The organism is Agrobacterium sp. El2ro-1b, from assembly GCF_048298475.1.
GTDB lineage: Bacteria > Pseudomonadota > Alphaproteobacteria > Rhizobiales > Rhizobiaceae > Agrobacterium > Agrobacterium fabrum.
In genome coordinates this window covers 251,899-268,466 of the sequence record NZ_CP103458.1, presented here as the reverse complement: position 1 = coordinate 268,466, position 16,568 = coordinate 251,899, and the positions used below count along the sequence as shown (strand labels likewise).

At 59.7% G+C, this 16,568-nt stretch carries 12 protein-coding genes and 1 tRNA gene; 5 read left to right on the top strand and 8 right to left on the bottom strand.

Annotation, left to right across the window (positions count from 1 at the left end; genetic code table 11):
- Positions 1-84: 84 nt before the first annotated feature.
- Positions 85-161, bottom strand: a tRNA-His gene (locus NYR50_RS01295).
- Positions 162-478: 317 nt separating this feature from the next.
- Between NYR50_RS01295 and pdhS1 the strand changes: the two genes are divergently transcribed.
- Both pdhS1 and NYR50_RS01285 read left to right on the top strand, forming a co-directional pair.
- A complete protein-coding gene (gene pdhS1, locus NYR50_RS01290; RefSeq protein WP_418136521.1) occupies positions 479-4,306 on the top strand; it encodes a two-component system sensor histidine kinase PdhS1 in 3,828 nt (1,275 codons plus the stop codon).
- Between the two features lie 79 nt (positions 4,307-4,385).
- Positions 4,386-6,050, top strand: a complete 1,665-nt coding sequence (locus NYR50_RS01285) for an ABC transporter permease (RefSeq protein WP_418136520.1) — start codon at positions 4,386-4,388, stop codon at positions 6,048-6,050.
- Between the two features lie 308 nt (positions 6,051-6,358).
- Here the strand turns inward: NYR50_RS01285 and NYR50_RS01280 are convergent, their stop codons facing one another.
- From NYR50_RS01280 to NYR50_RS01260, 5 genes are all read right to left on the bottom strand, one after another.
- Positions 6,359-7,171, bottom strand: a complete 813-nt coding sequence (locus NYR50_RS01280; RefSeq protein WP_010971013.1) for an ABC transporter permease — start codon at positions 7,169-7,171, stop codon at positions 6,359-6,361.
- Positions 7,172-7,175: 4 nt separating this feature from the next.
- Positions 7,176-8,084 carry an ABC transporter permease subunit gene (locus NYR50_RS01275; protein ID WP_418136519.1) on the bottom strand — a complete coding sequence of 303 codons (909 nt, stop codon included), beginning with the start codon at positions 8,082-8,084 and terminating at the stop codon, positions 7,176-7,178.
- 11 nt (positions 8,085-8,095) lie between these two features.
- Positions 8,096-9,253, bottom strand: a complete 1,158-nt coding sequence (locus tag NYR50_RS01270) for an ABC transporter ATP-binding protein (RefSeq protein WP_418136518.1) — start codon at positions 9,251-9,253, stop codon at positions 8,096-8,098.
- 81 nt (positions 9,254-9,334) lie between these two features.
- A complete protein-coding gene (locus NYR50_RS01265; protein ID WP_418136517.1) occupies positions 9,335-10,432 on the bottom strand; it encodes a polyamine ABC transporter substrate-binding protein in 1,098 nt (365 codons plus the stop codon).
- A 151-nt stretch (positions 10,433-10,583) separates the two neighbouring features.
- Positions 10,584-11,999: a helix-turn-helix domain-containing protein gene (locus NYR50_RS01260; RefSeq protein WP_418136516.1), complete on the bottom strand. Its 1,416-nt coding sequence runs from the start codon at positions 11,997-11,999 to the stop codon at positions 10,584-10,586.
- A gap of 255 nt (positions 12,000-12,254) precedes the next feature.
- On the opposite strand from NYR50_RS01260, the gene aceA reads away from it, so the two are divergent.
- Positions 12,255-13,544 (top strand): isocitrate lyase, encoded by a 1,290-nt coding sequence (aceA, locus tag NYR50_RS01255; RefSeq protein ID WP_418136515.1) that lies wholly within the window; start codon positions 12,255-12,257, stop codon positions 13,542-13,544.
- 84 nt (positions 13,545-13,628) lie between these two features.
- Positions 13,629-13,886 (top strand): hypothetical protein, encoded by a 258-nt coding sequence (locus NYR50_RS01250; protein WP_003493954.1) that lies wholly within the window; start codon positions 13,629-13,631, stop codon positions 13,884-13,886.
- A gap of 15 nt (positions 13,887-13,901) precedes the next feature.
- Here NYR50_RS01250 and NYR50_RS01245 read toward each other — a convergent pair whose 3' ends face one another.
- Positions 13,902-14,774, bottom strand: coding sequence for a LysR family transcriptional regulator (locus NYR50_RS01245; protein ID WP_418136514.1), 873 nt, complete (start codon positions 14,772-14,774; stop codon positions 13,902-13,904).
- Between the two features lie 87 nt (positions 14,775-14,861).
- Between NYR50_RS01245 and NYR50_RS01240 the strand changes: the two genes are divergently transcribed.
- Positions 14,862-15,209 (top strand): hypothetical protein, encoded by a 348-nt coding sequence (locus NYR50_RS01240; protein WP_418136513.1) that lies wholly within the window; start codon positions 14,862-14,864, stop codon positions 15,207-15,209.
- A 110-nt stretch (positions 15,210-15,319) separates the two neighbouring features.
- Here the strand turns inward: NYR50_RS01240 and NYR50_RS01235 are convergent, their stop codons facing one another.
- On the bottom strand, positions 15,320-16,504 hold the full coding sequence (locus NYR50_RS01235) for an NAD(P)/FAD-dependent oxidoreductase (RefSeq protein WP_418136512.1): 1,185 nt from the start codon (positions 16,502-16,504) through the stop codon (positions 15,320-15,322).
- Positions 16,505-16,568: the final 64 nt, after the last annotated feature.

The following is a 16,568-nucleotide window of genomic DNA, read 5'->3' as shown; positions in this document are numbered from 1 at the left end:
GTCACTAACAGGCGCTAACAGGGAGAGAATATTCCCCTCTCCCGGTAAGTCATTGTGACATATAAACTTACTGGGAGAGGGGAATGGTACGGTTGAGTGGGGTCGAACCACCGACCTCAGGTGCCACAAACCTGCGCTCTAACCAACTGAGCTACAACCGCACATGAAACGCCAAAGCGGCGTCACGGGGGGTGACATAAAAGGTGTTTCCCCCATTTGCAAGTGCCTCTTCGAATTTTGCGAAAAAAGGCTGCGAAAGGCAAGCGCTTTTCGATAGGGTGACTTAAGAAGGCGAAGCGGCAATGGGCCTGTTGATGTTAACTCTATTTGGCGATTCATCCACCGGGCGGTGGACCCGGCCGCGCTGTGAAGTTATTTAAAATTCTGTTAACGTGATGCCTGGCGGGTTTACGTTTGGCGGCTTCATGAGGAAGCCGAGGAGCCCGCAAGGTCCGGTAGTGCCAGAATAGGTTTCGACATGCCCGCCGTCCAATATCCCTTTATCGATATAGCAGTGCATGAACGGGTGCGCGAAGGTTTTGGGCGCGGCGAGGCCATGGCGCTGTTTTCGCTCGACCTTCAGAATGTGCTCTGGGCCAATGGGCGCGGCGCGGCGCTGTTCGGCACGCCGATCGTTTACGATTTTCTCGAGCAAGGTCCCAAACGCCAGGATGTGACCTTCCGGCAATTGGCGGCCACGGCGGCCCGGCTTTCGAAAGCCGGCGACAGCCTGCCGTTTACCATTCGCATCACTTCGGGTTTCCGCAGCCTTGCCGTCACCGCCCGCGCGGAGATCATCGAGGCGGAACCCGGCCATCCGGCCATCCTGTTTTCCGCCCTCACCGATCAGGCCGCGCCCGACGTGGCCGAATGCGCCCGGCGCATGATCGAAGGGTTTGACGATCCGGATATTCATATGGCGGTTCTGAACGGTGCCAATGAGATTATTGCCGCCTCTTCAGGCTTTTCGTCGCTCGGCATCACGCCGCATACCGCCCGCACGCTCATCAAAATGGCCGCCGGCCAGTCCGGTCACCTCGTCAAACGCCCGGTGCCGACAGGCAAGGGGTATCTGCCCGCCGCCACCGGCCAGATCACGACATCGCCCGAACTGAACTTGCTGTTCGTGGTGGAAACCGCGCTCGGGACGCTCGATCCCGTCAATGGTTTTGCCGAAGACAGGGGTTTTTCCGAAGACAGGGATGTTGCCGAAGACAGAAATGTTGCCGAAAGCAGGCCGCAGGAAATCCCGGCCGCCGCCGAGACCGCGCTGCCGGTAGCGGAGGCGGCACCTGTTATCGCAGCAACCACCTCTTTCGATTCCGTGCTCGACGCCGTTGCCGGCATTGAGGATGTGGAGGATGTTCAGGAACTGCCGTCCGATTTCGAAGAGGACGTGGCAGCCGAACAGGATGAAGACGGCCTTCTGTCAATGCCTGACGACAACGTCGAAGTGCCGGCAGAGCTTCCCGTGTTGGATGCAGATGCTGCCGCCGATATGGCGATGACCGACGACATTGAGGACCTCTTCGAACTCGACGCTGATGAAACCGTGGATCCCTCGATCGAGCGAACGGTCGCAGACGATCATACCGGTGAGGCACAGGCCGAGGAAAACACAGTCGCGGACGATGAAATCGCCGAGCCCGAGGCGGAAGAAGCTGCTACTGCGGCGGACGAAGACCTAACGACGGAGACGGAAACGGCAGACATCGGCACTGGCGAAGAAGCACGACCTTTCGTCTTTAATGCCGGTGCGCGCGCGTCCCGCTTCGTCTGGAAAATCGACGCCGAAGGGCGTTTCAGCTCGATTTCGCACGAATTTGCAGAAGCCGTGGGCGCCAAGGCGGCCGCCGTGGAAGGCATGGGCTTTGCCGATGTCGCGGCCCTGTTCAATCTCGATCCCGACGGCAAGATCCGCGAGCTTCTCGGCCGGCGCGACACCTGGTCGGGCAAGACGATCTACTGGCCGGTGGAAGGCACTTCGCTGATGGTGCCGATCGATCTCGCCGCCCTGCCGACCTATACGCGTGCCCGCGAATTTGACGGTTTCCGCGGTTTCGGCATCGTGCGCCTCGCCGATGCCACCGAAGACCCGCATGCCACCGGGCTGACCTTCCTGAATAGTGAAGAGAAGCATCCCGCAGAGGTTTTGCCGCAGCCGGCCGTCGAAGATGAGAGCCATGAATTGCTGGCTTTTATCGATGATGACAGGGAAACGGACGACAATCCTCACCCAGCGCTGCCCGATGAACCGGCGGTAGACATCGATGTTGCAGGCGATGCAGCAGACGAGGTTTTGACGGAAGAACAGCTTGATGATGAGACCTCACCGGAAGTCGAATCGCCAATAGAGGCGCCTGCGCCCGAACCATCCTATTCCGACAAAATCGTGCATCTGGAGGACCGCCGTTCGCGCTCCCGCGAGGGACTGACCGCAGGCGAGCAGGCCGCCTTCCGCGAGATCGGGCGGACGCTCGCGCCATCGGATACGGCGTCAGAGGAAAAACACGAGGCGGAGGCGGAAGGGATTTCGGCCGAGCCGGTCGTTGAGGATGTCCAGCAAGACATCGCTGCGGAGACCGCAGAAGGCGCGTCCTCCGAGACTGGCAACGACGCAGAAACAACTGAACCGGTGGAAGAAGACGACCTTTTTGCCGACTATGTTCGCGGTGAACAGCCCGCGCCCGTTCGTGCACCCACCGATGAACCCGCTTCTGCAGAAAAACAGGTGGCCGCCACCGACGAGAAGCCGGTTGCCGATATTGCCGCCTCCATGGTCAGCCCGCCCGTTCGCACCCCCAGTGCGCTGACGGCCGAAACGCTGGATCAGATGCCGGTAGCGCTTCTGGTGCATGCCGGGGACAGGCTGATCCACGCCAATCCCGATTTCCTGCGACTGACGGGCTATACCTCTCTGACCGAGCTGGAAGAGGTCGGCGGGCTGGAAGCACTGCTGCAGCGGCAGGAGCTGGAGAACATGCCTGACAATGAGGGCGGCATGGTCGTCGTCAGTTCTGAAAATGACATCATTCCGGTCAAGGCGCGGTTGCAATCCATCCGCTGGGAAGAAACGAAGGCGCTGATGTTGTCGCTGGTTCCGCTGGAAGAAAAGCCGGCGGCGGTTATTGCGGCCAATGAAAACACCTCGGAAAATGCCGAGGCGGGCAGCAACCTCTCCCTGTTGCAGGGCGAAATGGAAGAGCTGCATTCCATCCTGGAAACAGCCACCGATGGCGTGGTGCTTCTGGGCGACGACGGCGAAATCCGCTCGCTCAACCGTTCCGCCAGCGCGCTGTTCAATTATGATAATGGCGAAATCGCCGGCAAGCCCTTCGTGACGCTCTTTGCCCATGAGAGCCAGCGCGCCGTGCTGGATTATCTCTCCGGCCTTGCCAATAATGGTGTCGCCAGCGTGCTGAATGACGGCCGCGAAGTGATCGGCCGCGAGGCCTCCGGCGGTTTCCTGCCGTTATTCATGACCATCGGGCGGCTGAAATCCTCGCACGGCTATTGCGCCGTGATCCGCGACATCACCCAGTGGAAGCGCACCGAAGAAGAGTTGCGCAACGCCAAGCGCGCAGCGGAAACCGCCAATGCGCACAAGACCGATTTCCTGGCGCGCGTCAGCCACGAAATCCGCACGCCGCTCAACGCCATCATCGGTTTCTCCGACATGATGGCGACCGAACGTTTCGGACCGATCGGCAATCCGCGTTATGTGGAATATGCCAATGATATCGGCCGTTCCGGCCGGCATGTGCTTGATATCGTCAATGATCTTCTCGATATTTCCAAGATCGAGGCCGGGCAGATGGATGTCGATTTCATCGCCGTGCCGCTGAACGAGACGGTGGCCGAGGCGGTTTCGCTGGTGCAGCCGCAGGCCAACAACCAGCGCGTCATCATTCGCACCGCGCTGGCACAATCCGTGCCGCAGATCGTCGCCGACCTGCGCTCGATCAAGCAGATCGTGCTGAACATCCTGTCGAACGCCATCCGTTTCACCCCATCCGGCGGCCAGATTGTCGTCTCCACCGCCTATGAAGCAAATGGCAGCGTGTCGCTGCGCATCCGCGACACCGGCATCGGCATGACGCGGGCAGAACTGGAACAGGCGATGAAGCCGTTCCGGCAGGTGGCATCGTCAGGCAAACGCGTGCGCGGTGACGGTACCGGGCTTGGCCTGCCGCTGACGAAAGCCATGGTCGATGCCAACCGCGCGAATTTCTCCATCACCTCCACGCCGAATGAAGGCACGCTGGTGGAAATCACCTTTCCATCGCAGCGGGTTCTTGCCAACTAAGGCCATGCGGGCGTAGCAATGCGGAAGCCGCCGACTGAAAGATCAGCCGGTCAAGGCTTTCGCAAGACAGCAGGCCCGCATGCCCATGACCATTTCCCCTCCAGCGACAAGGCGCGTTTCAGTGCTGCCGATGACGGCAGTCATTATCGCGGCCATTGCCGCCATGCCCATTCTGGCGATCTTCTGGCTGGCGTTGACCGGCAGCACGGAGGGGTGGCAGCATCTTCTTGCCAATGTTCTGCCACGCGCCGGGTTCCGCACCTTCATGTTGCTGGGGCTGACGGCCGCGACAACGGCCTTCTTCGGGATCGTCTGCGCCTGGCTCGTCACCACCTTCGAATTTCCGTTGCGGCGGATATTGTCCGCGGCTCTTGTGTTGCCACTCGCCATTCCGTCCTATCTGGCGGCCTATGCGTTCGGCGAGTTTCTCGATTTCACCGGGCCCGTGCAGAGTGCCGTTCGCGCCGCCTTCGGTTACCACAGCATTCGTGACTACTGGTTTCCCGATATCCGCTCGCTCGGCGGGGCGGTGATCGTCCTCAGTTCGGTGCTCTATCCTTATGTCTATCTCTCCGCTCGCGCCGCTTTTTCCATGCAGGGGCGGTTTGCGGCTGAAGCGGCCCGCACGCTCGGTGCAAAGCCGTTGAATGTGTTCTTCTCCGTGCAATTGCCGATGGCGCGGCCGGCCATCGCCATCGGGCTGTCGCTGGTATTGATGGAGACGCTGAACGATATCGGCGCCGTCGAATATCTCGGCGTCCAGACGCTTACCTTCACCATCTACGAGACCTGGCTCAATCGCGGCAATCTCGCCAATGCGACCCAGATCGCCGCCGTCATCCTGATCATCGTTGGTGCGCTGATCGTCATTGAGCGCAATGCCCGGGAAAAACAGCGCTTTGGCGCGCCGAAAGCGACGAGCATGGCCCAACGCCACCGGTTGAAGGCGCTGGCCGGCTGGCGGCGCTGGTCAGCTAGCCTGTTCTGCTTCCTGCCCGTGGCGTGCGGCTTTTTCATCCCGGTCATCGTGCTTGGCGGTTATGCCGCGAAAAGGCTGGACGCGCTTGTGGCGCCAAAGCTTTTGAAAGCGCTCGGGCACAGCCTCGAAGTCTCGCTTTCCGCTGCCTTCCTGACACTGATTGCGGCTTTCGTGTTCTCCTATGCCATCCGCACCGAGCGTTCGCGCCTCTCAAAAGTGGCGGCGCGTCTCGGCTCCATGGGTTATGGCGTGCCGGGAACTGTGCTTGCCATCGGCGTCCTCATTCCGCTGGCAAGTCTCGACAATGGCGTTGACGGGTTCATCCGTTCCCATTTCGGCTTTTCCAGCGGGCTGCTGCTGTCCGGCACCGCCTTTGCCATCATCTATGCCCATGCCGTGCGTTTCATGACCATGGCGGAAGGCACGCTTGATGCCGGTTTCCATAAGCTCTCGCCGCATATCGACATGGCCTCGCGCACCCTTGGGCGCAACCGGGCGCAGACACTGTTCAAGGTGCTTTTGCCGAATATGCGGCCGGCGGCGCTCACCGCCTTTCTTCTGGTCCTGATCGAATCCATGAAGGAACTGCCGGCCACCATCCTGCTGCGGCCCTTTGGTTTCAACACGCTCGCCACGCTGGTTTATGAGGATGCATCCCGCTCCAGGGTGCAGGATGCCGCCGTGCCGGCGATCATCATCATCATGGCCGGGCTTATTCCCGTGCTGCTCGTCTCGAAATCGATGGATCATCCGGAAGACCGCTGAGGCATCAGTGGCATCAGCAAAAAGAAAGGCGGCCTTGCGGCCGCCTGTATGAGTTGTGCTTTTCAACGAGAGAAAGGGGGGGACAATCTCGCCACTTGGAAATTATCAATCCCGGCCATCAGACATATGACGGCCCTGCGTTGGATTTACTTTCCGCCAACTCCCATTAACAAGGAGTTAAAACCAAAATCGATCAATTACCCGCGAAAATTCCTATTCTGAGACCGTAAAGAGCCAAAACTAAATTACAGCTTCCTGATTTTATCGCGATTTCAATAGTAACGCGAAGAAATCGGGACGGCGTTTATTCAGTTTCGCGCAGCCGCATGTTCGTCGCGCATCCGCTGCAATTCCGTGCGCTTGGAGGCGACGGAAGCGGCGATGACGCCAATGGTCACGAGACCGATCAGGATGGTGCAGATGGCGTTGATTTCCGGCGTCACGCCCAAGCGAACCTGCGAATAAATCTTGATCGGCAGCGTCGTCGCACCCGGACCTGTGGCAAAGCTGGCGATCACGAGATCGTCGAGCGACAGGGTGAAAGCCAGCATCCAGCCGGCAATGACGGCCGGGAAAATCAGCGGCAAAGTAATGCGGAAGAAGGTCTTGACCGGCGGGCAGCCGAGATCGAGCGCCGCCTCTTCCAGACTGCGGTCAAAGGTCAGGAGGCGCGACTGCACGACGATCGCAACATAACACATGGTGAAGGTGGTGTGGGCGATGACGACGGTCCAGAAACCACGATCCACCCCGACAGCCACGAACAAAAGCAGCAGCGACAGGCCGGTGATGACCTCGGGCATGACGAGCGGTGCGTAGATCATGCCGGAAAACAGCACCCGGCCCGGGAAACGGGCGAAACGGGTGAGAGACAGGGCCGCCAGCGTTCCGAGGATGGTGCCGATGGTGGCGCTGAGGATACCGACACGCAACGTCACCCAGGCGGCATCCATCAGCCCCTGGTTCGACCACATGGACTTATACCATTGCAGCGAAAAGCCGCCCCAGACGGTGACCAGCTTGGAGGCATTGAAGGAATAAATGATCAGGATGATGATCGGAATATAAAGGAAGGCAAAACCGAGCGTCAGGACCGTGATGTCGAATTTTCCGCGCTTCATGGCCTCACCCCACCTTTTTCTGCTGGTTCTGGAAGATGGCGATGGGCACCACCAGCAGGATCAGCAACAGCACGGCGACGGCGGATGCCAAGGGCCAGTCGCGATTGCCGAAGAATTCCGTCCACAGCGTCTTGCCGATCATCAGCGTCTGGGCGCCGCCCAGCAGATCGGGAATGACGAATTCCCCAGTTATCGGGATGAAGCAGATCATCGCCCCGGCGACCACACCCGGCAGGGAGAGCGGGAAAGTGATTTTCCAGAAGGCCTTCCATGGCGGGCAACCGAGATCGGCGGCTGCTTCGAGCAGCGTATTGTCGAGTTTTTCCAGCGCCGAATAAAGCGGCAGCACCATGAAGGGCAGATAGGAATAAACGATGCCGATGAAGATCGCCGTCTCGGTGCGGAAGATATTGACCTGCTGGTCGGGACCGAGAAACCCGAGCCACTGGAACAGCACCGTCAGCAGGCCTTCCGGCTTCAGAATGCCGATCCAGGCGTAAACGCGGATCAGGAACGAGGTCCAGAACGGCAGGATCACCAGCATCACCAGCGTCGGGCGCACGGAAGACGGCGCGCGCGCCATGGCCAGCGCCATGGGATAACCGATCAGCAGCAGCAGGAAGGTGGAGATGAAGGCGATGCGCAACGACGACAGATAGGCTTCGATATAAAGCGGGTCTTCCGTCAGGAAGAGATAGTTCTCGAAATCCAGCTGCGAGAAAAATTCACCGATCTTCGAAAACCCTTCGAAGACAGGCGTATAGGGCGGCATGGAGATCGCCGTATCCGACAGCGAAATCTTGACGATGATGAGAAAGGGTGCGGCGAAAAACAGCAGCAGCCAGAAATAGGGAACCGCAACGACCAGCCAGCGCCAGGGGCTTTGCCGGTTTTCGGGAGTGGTGATCGCCATGAAAGCCTCCCTCAGCGTGTCAGGACAAGACCTGAATCCGGTTTCCAGTTCAGCCACACCATATCGCCGAAAGTGATGGGGCGATCGACGAGGCGAGAGACGTTCGCCTGCGCGGCGCGAAGGACGCGGCCATCGGCGAGCTTGACGATGAATACCGAAAAATCGCCGAGATAACCGATGTCCCAGACTTCGCCATAGGCGGAATTGATGCTGCTGTCGGCGGGCTGGTCGAGCGAGATGCGGACCTTTTCCGGGCGAATGGCGTAAGCCACCTGGCTGCCGGTGGCCGCCGCGCATTCCTGCTCCACCGAAACTTTCAGCCCGTCGCAATCCAGCGTCACCAGACCGGGTTTGCCGATATCGGAGGCATTGGCGACGACGTTGGCGTCGAAAATATTGATGTCGCCGATGAAGTCGGCCACGTAGCGGCTGTTCGGTGCTTCATAGATCTCGGCCGGCGTCGCCACCTGCACGACGATGCCCTTGTCCATGACAGCAATGCGGTCCGACACCGTCATCGCCTCTTCCTGGTCATGGGTGACGATGAGGAAGGTGAGACCGAGATTGGTCTGGATATCCATCAGTTCGAACTGTGTTTCCTCGCGCAGCTTCTTGTCGAGCGCGCCGAGCGGTTCATCCAGCAGCAACACCTTCGGCCGCTTGGCGAGCGACCGGGCGAGCGCCACACGCTGGCGCTGACCGCCGGAAAGCTGGCTCGGCTTGCGCTTGGCAAATTCCGTGAGCTTGACGAGCCGCAGCATTTCCTCGACGCGGGCGGCGATATCCGCCTTGGGCAGGCCGTCCTGCTCCAAGCCGAAAGCAACGTTCTTTTCCACCGACATATGCGGGAAAAGCGCGTAGGACTGGAACATCATATTGGTGGGACGCTTATAGGGCGGCACGCCGGAAATATCCTTGCCCTGCAGCAGGATACGGCCCTCGGTCGGTTCCTCGAAACCGGCCAGCATGCGCATCAGCGTGGTCTTGCCGCAGCCGGAAGGACCGAGCAGCGAGAAGAATTCGCGCTCGTAAATATCGAGCGTCAGATTGTTGACGGCGACAAAATCGCCGAAACGCTTGGTGACGTTTTCAAATCGGATGAAAGGCACCGCATCGGGATTGTCCCAAGGGCTGAATTTGCGTTTGACCGGTCCGAGTGTCTTTGCCATGCCCGCCCCATTTCACCCATGAATCCATCGTCGACATCAAGGAGAAAGAGGGTGGACAGCGCCACCCTCTCCCAAGTCCGTTCAGGTGCCGGTCTTTATCTGTGTCCAGACGCGGTTCAACACGCGCTGTTCCTTCGGTCCGTAGGGCGAAATGGTGAAGAGCTTCTTCATCGTTTCCGGATCGGGATAAACCCCCGGGTTCTTCGCGACCGACGGATCCATCAGCGCCTGCGAGGGAAGATTGCCGTTGGCGTATTGCACGTAGTCGGAAGCCTTGGCGGCGACTTCAGGCTTCATCATGTAGTTGATGAAGGCGTGGGCCTCGTCGACATTCTTGGCATCAGCCGGAATGGCAAAGCTATCCATCCAGATATAAGTGCCTTCCTTGGGGATGACATAGTTCACTTCGACGCCGTTCTTGGCTTCCTCGGCGCGTGTTTTCGCCTGAAGAATATCGCCGGACCAGCCGATGGAGATGCAAGTGTCGCCATTGGCGAGATCATTGATATAGGGCGATGAATTGAAGGTCTTCACATAGGGGCGAATCTTCGAATAGACCTCGCCGCCCGCTTCCAGGTCGGCCGTTTCCTTGCTGTCGGGATTCTTGCCGAGATAGTTCATCGCAATCGCGAAAGTCTCGTCCGACGCGTCGAGAATGTTGATACCACAGGATTTCAGCTTCTCGGCATTTTCCGGCTTGAACAGCACGTCCCAGCTATCAACAGGCACATCGCCGAGCGCGGCCTTCACCTTGGCGACATTGTAGCCGATGCCGGTGGTGCCCCACATGTAGTTGACGGCATATTCGTTGCCGGGATCATATTTCGCCAGGCGTTCGGTAATTTCCGGCCACGCATTCTTGAGGTTCGGCAGCTTGGACTTGTCCAGCTTCTGGTAGACACCAGCCTTGATCTGCCTTGCCAGGAAAGGCGATGTCGGCGCCACGACGTCATAACCCGAGCTGCCGGCCAAAAGCTTGGTCTCCAGCACTTCGTTGCCGTCATACACGTCGTAGACCACCTTTATCCCGGTTTCCTTGGTAAAATCTTCAAGGATGACGGGATCGATATAATCCGACCAGTTATAGACGTGGACGACCTTCTCCTGGGCCATTGCCGAGCCTGCTGCAACGAGCACGGTGGTGAGAGCCAAGGTCAGGCGGAGAGAACGGTTTTTCATGATGTCTCCTGTTAACGCATCCTCACGACGGAAGCGTGATCCCCTTTTTTAGCGAGACTAGAAAGGAAAACAAAAGGGAGCAAGCGGGAAATGTGCAGCACAGCATTTTCAACCAAATGTGTTCCGGCCAGAAAAAATTGCATCGAAACGCCTACTGGAAGTCGAAAACACTGAGGCCGGTGACCATTTCATCCAACCCGAGCGGGCGCGTGAGGGGCGCTTCGGCCCGTGACAGGCAGCCCTGCCTTTCGCACAACCGGCATGAGGGGCCGATGGCGACGGGTGCAGCACCCGATGCGGTCGGGCCATAGACCGTTTCCCCGGCCTGGCCGAAATCGGAACCCAGAAGCACGGCGGTGCGCCTCACCCTTTCGCCGAAACCCGCCTGCGGACCTTCCAGCGTGCGCGAAACGGTGAGGAAAGCATCACCGTCAGGCATTTCCACCGATTCCACCAGCACCTGCCCCGGCTGGGCGAAGGCGGCATGGATATTGAGCCGCGGACAGAGGCCGCCGAATCGCGCCCTCGGGAAACCGCCAGCGCCTGCGAGGCGGAAGCGGTTGCCGGCATTGTCGATCTCCATCAGGAAAAACGGGATCGCCGCGGCCGTTGGCCGTTGCAGGCTGACGAGCCGGTTGGCAGCCTGTTCGAACGAGACGTTGAAGCGTGACCGCAGAACATCGAGATCATATTTCGCGCGCTGGGCGGCGGCGAGGAACGCACCATAGGGCATCATCAGCGCATGGGCGGCATAACGTGCCAGTTCGAAACGGGCGATGCGTCGCGCCTCCTCACCTTTCAGGCCCAGCGCCTCCAGTTCCGTCCCTATCTCTTCGCGAAGCGCCAGGAGACAGGTCTCCATCGCCATTTCCCGGAGTTGATCCGGCTGGGAGAGGCGCTCGGACAAAAACAGCCGCATGGAATGGCGGTCGTAACGCCTCCTCAGATTCGGCATGGCGTGCACCGGCAGGGTTCTGACGACGATGCCGTGGTTTTTCTGCAGCCAGGCGCGTAAACCCGAGGCGAGATCATCGCCCGTCGACAATTGTTTATGCAGTTCTTCTGCTGCCGCATCGATGGCATGTAAATAAGCCGGCCGGTTTTCAAAGACGTGCCGCACCTCGTCGATCGGCAGACGGGTGGAGGACAGCGCCGTCTCATGCCCCTCTCGCGCCAAAAGATCGGAAAGGTCGGAAAGGCGCTGCGCCTGTTCCCGATAGGCCCGGTAAAGCTTGAGGACACCGCTCGCCGCGTTGGGCGCGGCATCGGCAACCTCGATCAGTTCCTGCGGCGATGGCACCTCACCCACAAGCAGCGGATCGGCAAAGACCTCACGCAACTGCCCGGCGGAACCGGCACTTTCGCCCTGCAAGTCGTCCAGATCGACCTTGTAGACCGAGGCGAGCTTCAAAAGCAGCTGCACGGTTAGCGGCCGCTGATTGCGCTCGATGAGATTGAGGTAAGACGGCGAGATCGCCAGCGCCTCGGCCATGGCCGTCTGCGTCAATGCGAGACCGTTGCGAATACGGCGCACGCGCGGCCCGGCAAAAATCTTGTTTTCCGACACAGCCTCTCCTCCCCGACCCGTCACTCATACAAGTCTGTTACAAACTCGTCGGCTACAGTTTTTTTTACAAAATTTACAAATTTACAGCCCCAGCCTGTCACGCATCCTACAGGATAACCTCTTTCAAGTCACTGTTTTTATGTTTGTTCTGGCGCTTAAATCTCCAAAAATGTAAATGTAGTCACATCAAACGGTGCTTCATGAAATTGAAAGCGAGCCGTTTCCGAAACCGCATTTATCATGGGAGAGAGAAGTATGACGGATTTTTACAAACTCGTTCCGGGCGCATCACAGGGACGTTTTGACGGCATCGAGCGCACTTACACCGCCGCCGACGTAGCGCGGCTGCGCGGCTCCGTCGAAATCCGCCATTCGCTGGCCGAGATGGGCGCGAACCGGCTGTGGACGCTGATCAACGAGGAGAATTTCGTCAATGCGCTCGGCGCGCTTTCCGGCAACCAGGCCATGCAGATGGTTCGCGCCGGGCTGAAGGCGATCTATCTTTCCGGCTGGCAGGTTGCGGCGGACGCCAACACGGCATCGGCAATGTATCCGGACCAGTCGCTTTATCCGGCCAATGCGGCACCGGAGCTGGCCAAGCGCATCAACCGCACCTTGCAGCGTGCTGACCAGATCGAGACGGCGGAGGGCAATGGTCTTTCGGTTGACACGTGGTTCGCGCCCATAGTTGCCGATGCGGAGGCCGGGTTCGGCGGCCCGCTCAACGCCTTCGAGATCATGAAGGCCTTTATCGAAGCGGGTGCGGCAGGTGTGCACTATGAAGACCAGCTGGCATCGGAAAAGAAGTGCGGCCATCTCGGCGGCAAGGTTCTGATCCCGACGGCGGCGCATATCCGCAACCTGACGGCAGCGCGGCTTGCGGCTGATGTCATGGGTGTTCCAACGCTGGTTATCGCCCGCACCGATGCGGAGGCCGCCAAGCTGCTGACATCCGATATCGACGAGCGCGACCAGCCCTTTGTGGATTACGATGCCGGCCGCACCGTCGAGGGCTTCTATCAGGTCAAGAACGGTCTTGAACCCTGCATCGCCCGCGCGGTGGCCTATGCACCCTATTGCGACCTGATCTGGTGCGAAACGTCAAAGCCGGATCTCGAACAGGCGCGCAGGTTTGCGGAAGGCGTGCACAAGGTGCATCCCGGCAAGAAGCTGGCTTACAATTGCTCGCCGTCGTTCAACTGGAAAAAGAACCTCGACGACGCGACGATTGCGAAGTTCCAGCGTGAACTGGGCGCGATGGGCTACAAGTTCCAGTTCATCACGCTCGCCGGTTTCCACCAGCTGAATTTCGGCATGTTCGAACTGGCACGCGGTTACAAGGACCGGCAGATGGCGGCCTATTCCGAGCTTCAGGAGGCGGAATTCGCAGCCGAGGTCAACGGTTACACCGCCACCAAGCACCAGCGCGAAGTCGGCACCGGTTACTTCGACGCCGTGTCGCTGGCAATCTCGGGCGGCACGTCGTCCACGACTGCCATGAAGGAATCCACAGAGCACGACCAGTTCCGCCCGGCGGCGGAATAAATCGAGAAAACCGCCCTTCCCGCTACAGGGAAGGGCTTGCAAACCGGATCAAAAACCCCTGACAATAATGAGAGGAGAAATGCCATGAATGCCCACAACCCCATCAAGACCCACGTCAAGGAACGCGCCGAGGAGCAATCCTCCGCCATGACGCAGGATCAGCAGGCTGCCATCCGCATGCTGGCCAATGATCTTCACCGCCTCAATCAGGCCGTCATGAAAGCCGTCGAGGCCGGTGTTTCCGTCGAGCTTGTCCGCTCGGCCCGCCACCATGGCGGCGGCGGCAACTGGGGTGATCTGCTGATCCCGGTCATCGTCGCGCAGGGAAGTGCCGCCGCCTGACTGGCAGCCACTCTTTCATGCCGGGCGGCTCTTGCGTCCGGCATAAAGATCGGAATGCCCCTTGATGAGACGGGTCATCCGATCCGCCACCGTCCTGATATCGCGGCGGTGGCGATCGTCATTGTTCATGACGATCCATTGATTGTGGCGAAGTGGTTCGATTTCGCCGCCCTCGCGAAGAAGCCGTGCATCGGCATCGCCCACGAAACAGGGAAGCACAGCGATCCCGGCCCCGGCCAGCACCAGATCAAGCAGCGCTACCGGCCGGTTAACCGTCACGGCGATATCGCTGCGGCGGTTCTCATGCGGCCAGCGCAGATAGGTGGAAATGGCGCCATCTTCTGCCACCGCCAGCCAGCGGTCGGCAACGGCGGCGGCAGCATTGCGCAGCCTGTAAGGCGCATAGGCCACCTCCCCCGTCTTGATGGCGGCAAGGTTCTTTTCCTGCGGCTCGAAAGCACGGATGCCGATGTCGTTTTCACGATGGGCTAGAGACGCCCTCTGTTCGGCGATGAAAAGATCGATGCGGAAATCATCGCGGTTGGTGCAGATGGCGGAGAAGTTGCCGGTCAGCAGCCAGGCATTCCAGGTGCCGACGGCAATGCGCACGGTAGAAGAGGCCGAGGACGCCTTCTGCCATCCCTCGATATCCCTGGCCGCATTTTCCATCGACTGAAGCCGGTCTAACAGCGCGCGGCCATCCGCCGTCAGGGCGTATCCGGTCTGGCTGCGCAGGAAGAGGCCCTTGCCGATGCGCTCCTCCAGCTCGACCATGCGCCGCCCGACGGTCGCGGGGCTCAAACCGGTCAGCGCGGCAGCACCCGTCAGGCCGCCGCTGCGTGACACATCGAGGAAAAGCTGATAGGAATCCCAGGTGACGTTTTTCATCGGTGAAAAACGTAGCGCATTTTCTTGCGCAGATAAATCAAAAAACGGCGCGCATCATGGCCCTCCGCAGTGAGAAGGAGAGCGAACATGCATGCGATTTTTGCAGCACGGGTCATCATTGAAAACCAGCAGCCGCGCACGCGACGCGAAGCCATTCGGCAGGAAGAGAAGTTCTATGCTGACATGGCCGAAGCGTCCCGGGCATGGCGGCTTTTCAGCGCGCTTGCCGGTTTGATAAATGTGACGAGCCGACGATCAGTGAAAGAGAGTGATCAAGGCTGCGACGGCACCGGCTGCGATGATGCTGAGGTGGAAGGCCAGCTGCCGGCTCCCGCTTTCGGCGCGGGCGATGGCGATGGCGCGAGGGCGGCGATGTGCAGATCTGTTCATGCGCGGGCTCCTGACGAAAAACTCAACCGACCCATGCCCTGTTAAGAGCCTCCAGCAGGACATCATGTGCAGCGGGATTATTAAGCGATCCGGCTTTGCTGGCATTTGATCAGGATGACTCCATGCACCTTAACAAGGTGTTAAGGCAGGCGCTTTCAGGCGAATTCGCCTGCCGCCTGCCCGGAGGCCCAGGCCCACTGGAAATTATAACCGCCGAGCCAGCCGGTCACGTCAACACATTCGCCGATGAAATAGAGGCCTGGCACGGATTTCGCCGCCATGCTGCGGGAATCGAGGGCCATGGTGTCTACACCGCCGAGCGTGACTTCCGCCGTGCGGTAACCCTCTGAACCGGCGGGCTTGATCTGCCAGTCCTGCACCTGCGCCGCCAGCTTTGCGAGAGCCTTGTCGGACATATCGGCGAGATTGCCGGTGATGCCGGTTTGTTCGACCACATGTTGGGCAAGCCGCTTCGGCAGGATTTCGGAAAGAGCCGTCTGGGCCGACTGGCGGCCGTTCTTCTGTTTTGCTTGCCTCAGCAGCGCGACGATATCGCGCGCCGGCTCCAGTTTCAGCCGGATCGCATCGCCCTCCCTCCAATAGGACGAGATTTGCAGAATGGAGGGACCGCTCAAACCGCGATGAGTGAACAGCAGCGCTTCCTCAAACGAGGTCTTGCCATGGGAAACCTCGGCCGGAACCGCGACGCCGGCAAGCGGGCTCAGCTTTTCAAGCGAGGCGGGATCGAGTGTCAGCGGCACGAGGCCGGGGCGCGGTTCGATGAGCTTGAGACCGAATTGCTCGGCGATCTGATAGGCAAAACCGGTCGCGCCCATTTTCGGGATGGACTTGCCGCCCGTCGCCACGACAAGGCTTTCCGCCTCGATGACGCCGCCTGAGGTCGTGACGCGAAAACGGCCACCATCATGAGTGACGGCCGAGACTGATGTTTCGAGCCGCAGTTTCGCATTCACCGCCTGCATTTCAGCCAGCAGCATGCGGATGATGTCCTTGGCGCTGTCATCGCAGAAGAGCTGGCCGAGCGTCTTTTCATGCCAGGCGATGCGATGTTTTTCGACGAGCGCAATGAAATCGCGCGGCGTATAACGGGCGAGCGCGGATTTGGCGAAATGCGGGTTGGCGGAGAGATAATTCTTCGGGCCGGCATGGATATTGGTGAAGTTGCAGCGGCCGCCGCCGGAAATACGGATCTTTTCGCCCGGCGCCCTGGCATGGTCGAGAATGATAACGGAGCGGCCGCGGTTTCCGGCGCGGATGGCGCACATCATGCCGGCGGCGCCCGCCCCCAAAATCAGCACGTCACATTTCTCTGTCATCATTCCATCCGATCCGTTTCCTTTCCTCTTTTCCAAGTGCCGCCGCTTGTCAATGGCGCTTTCCCCC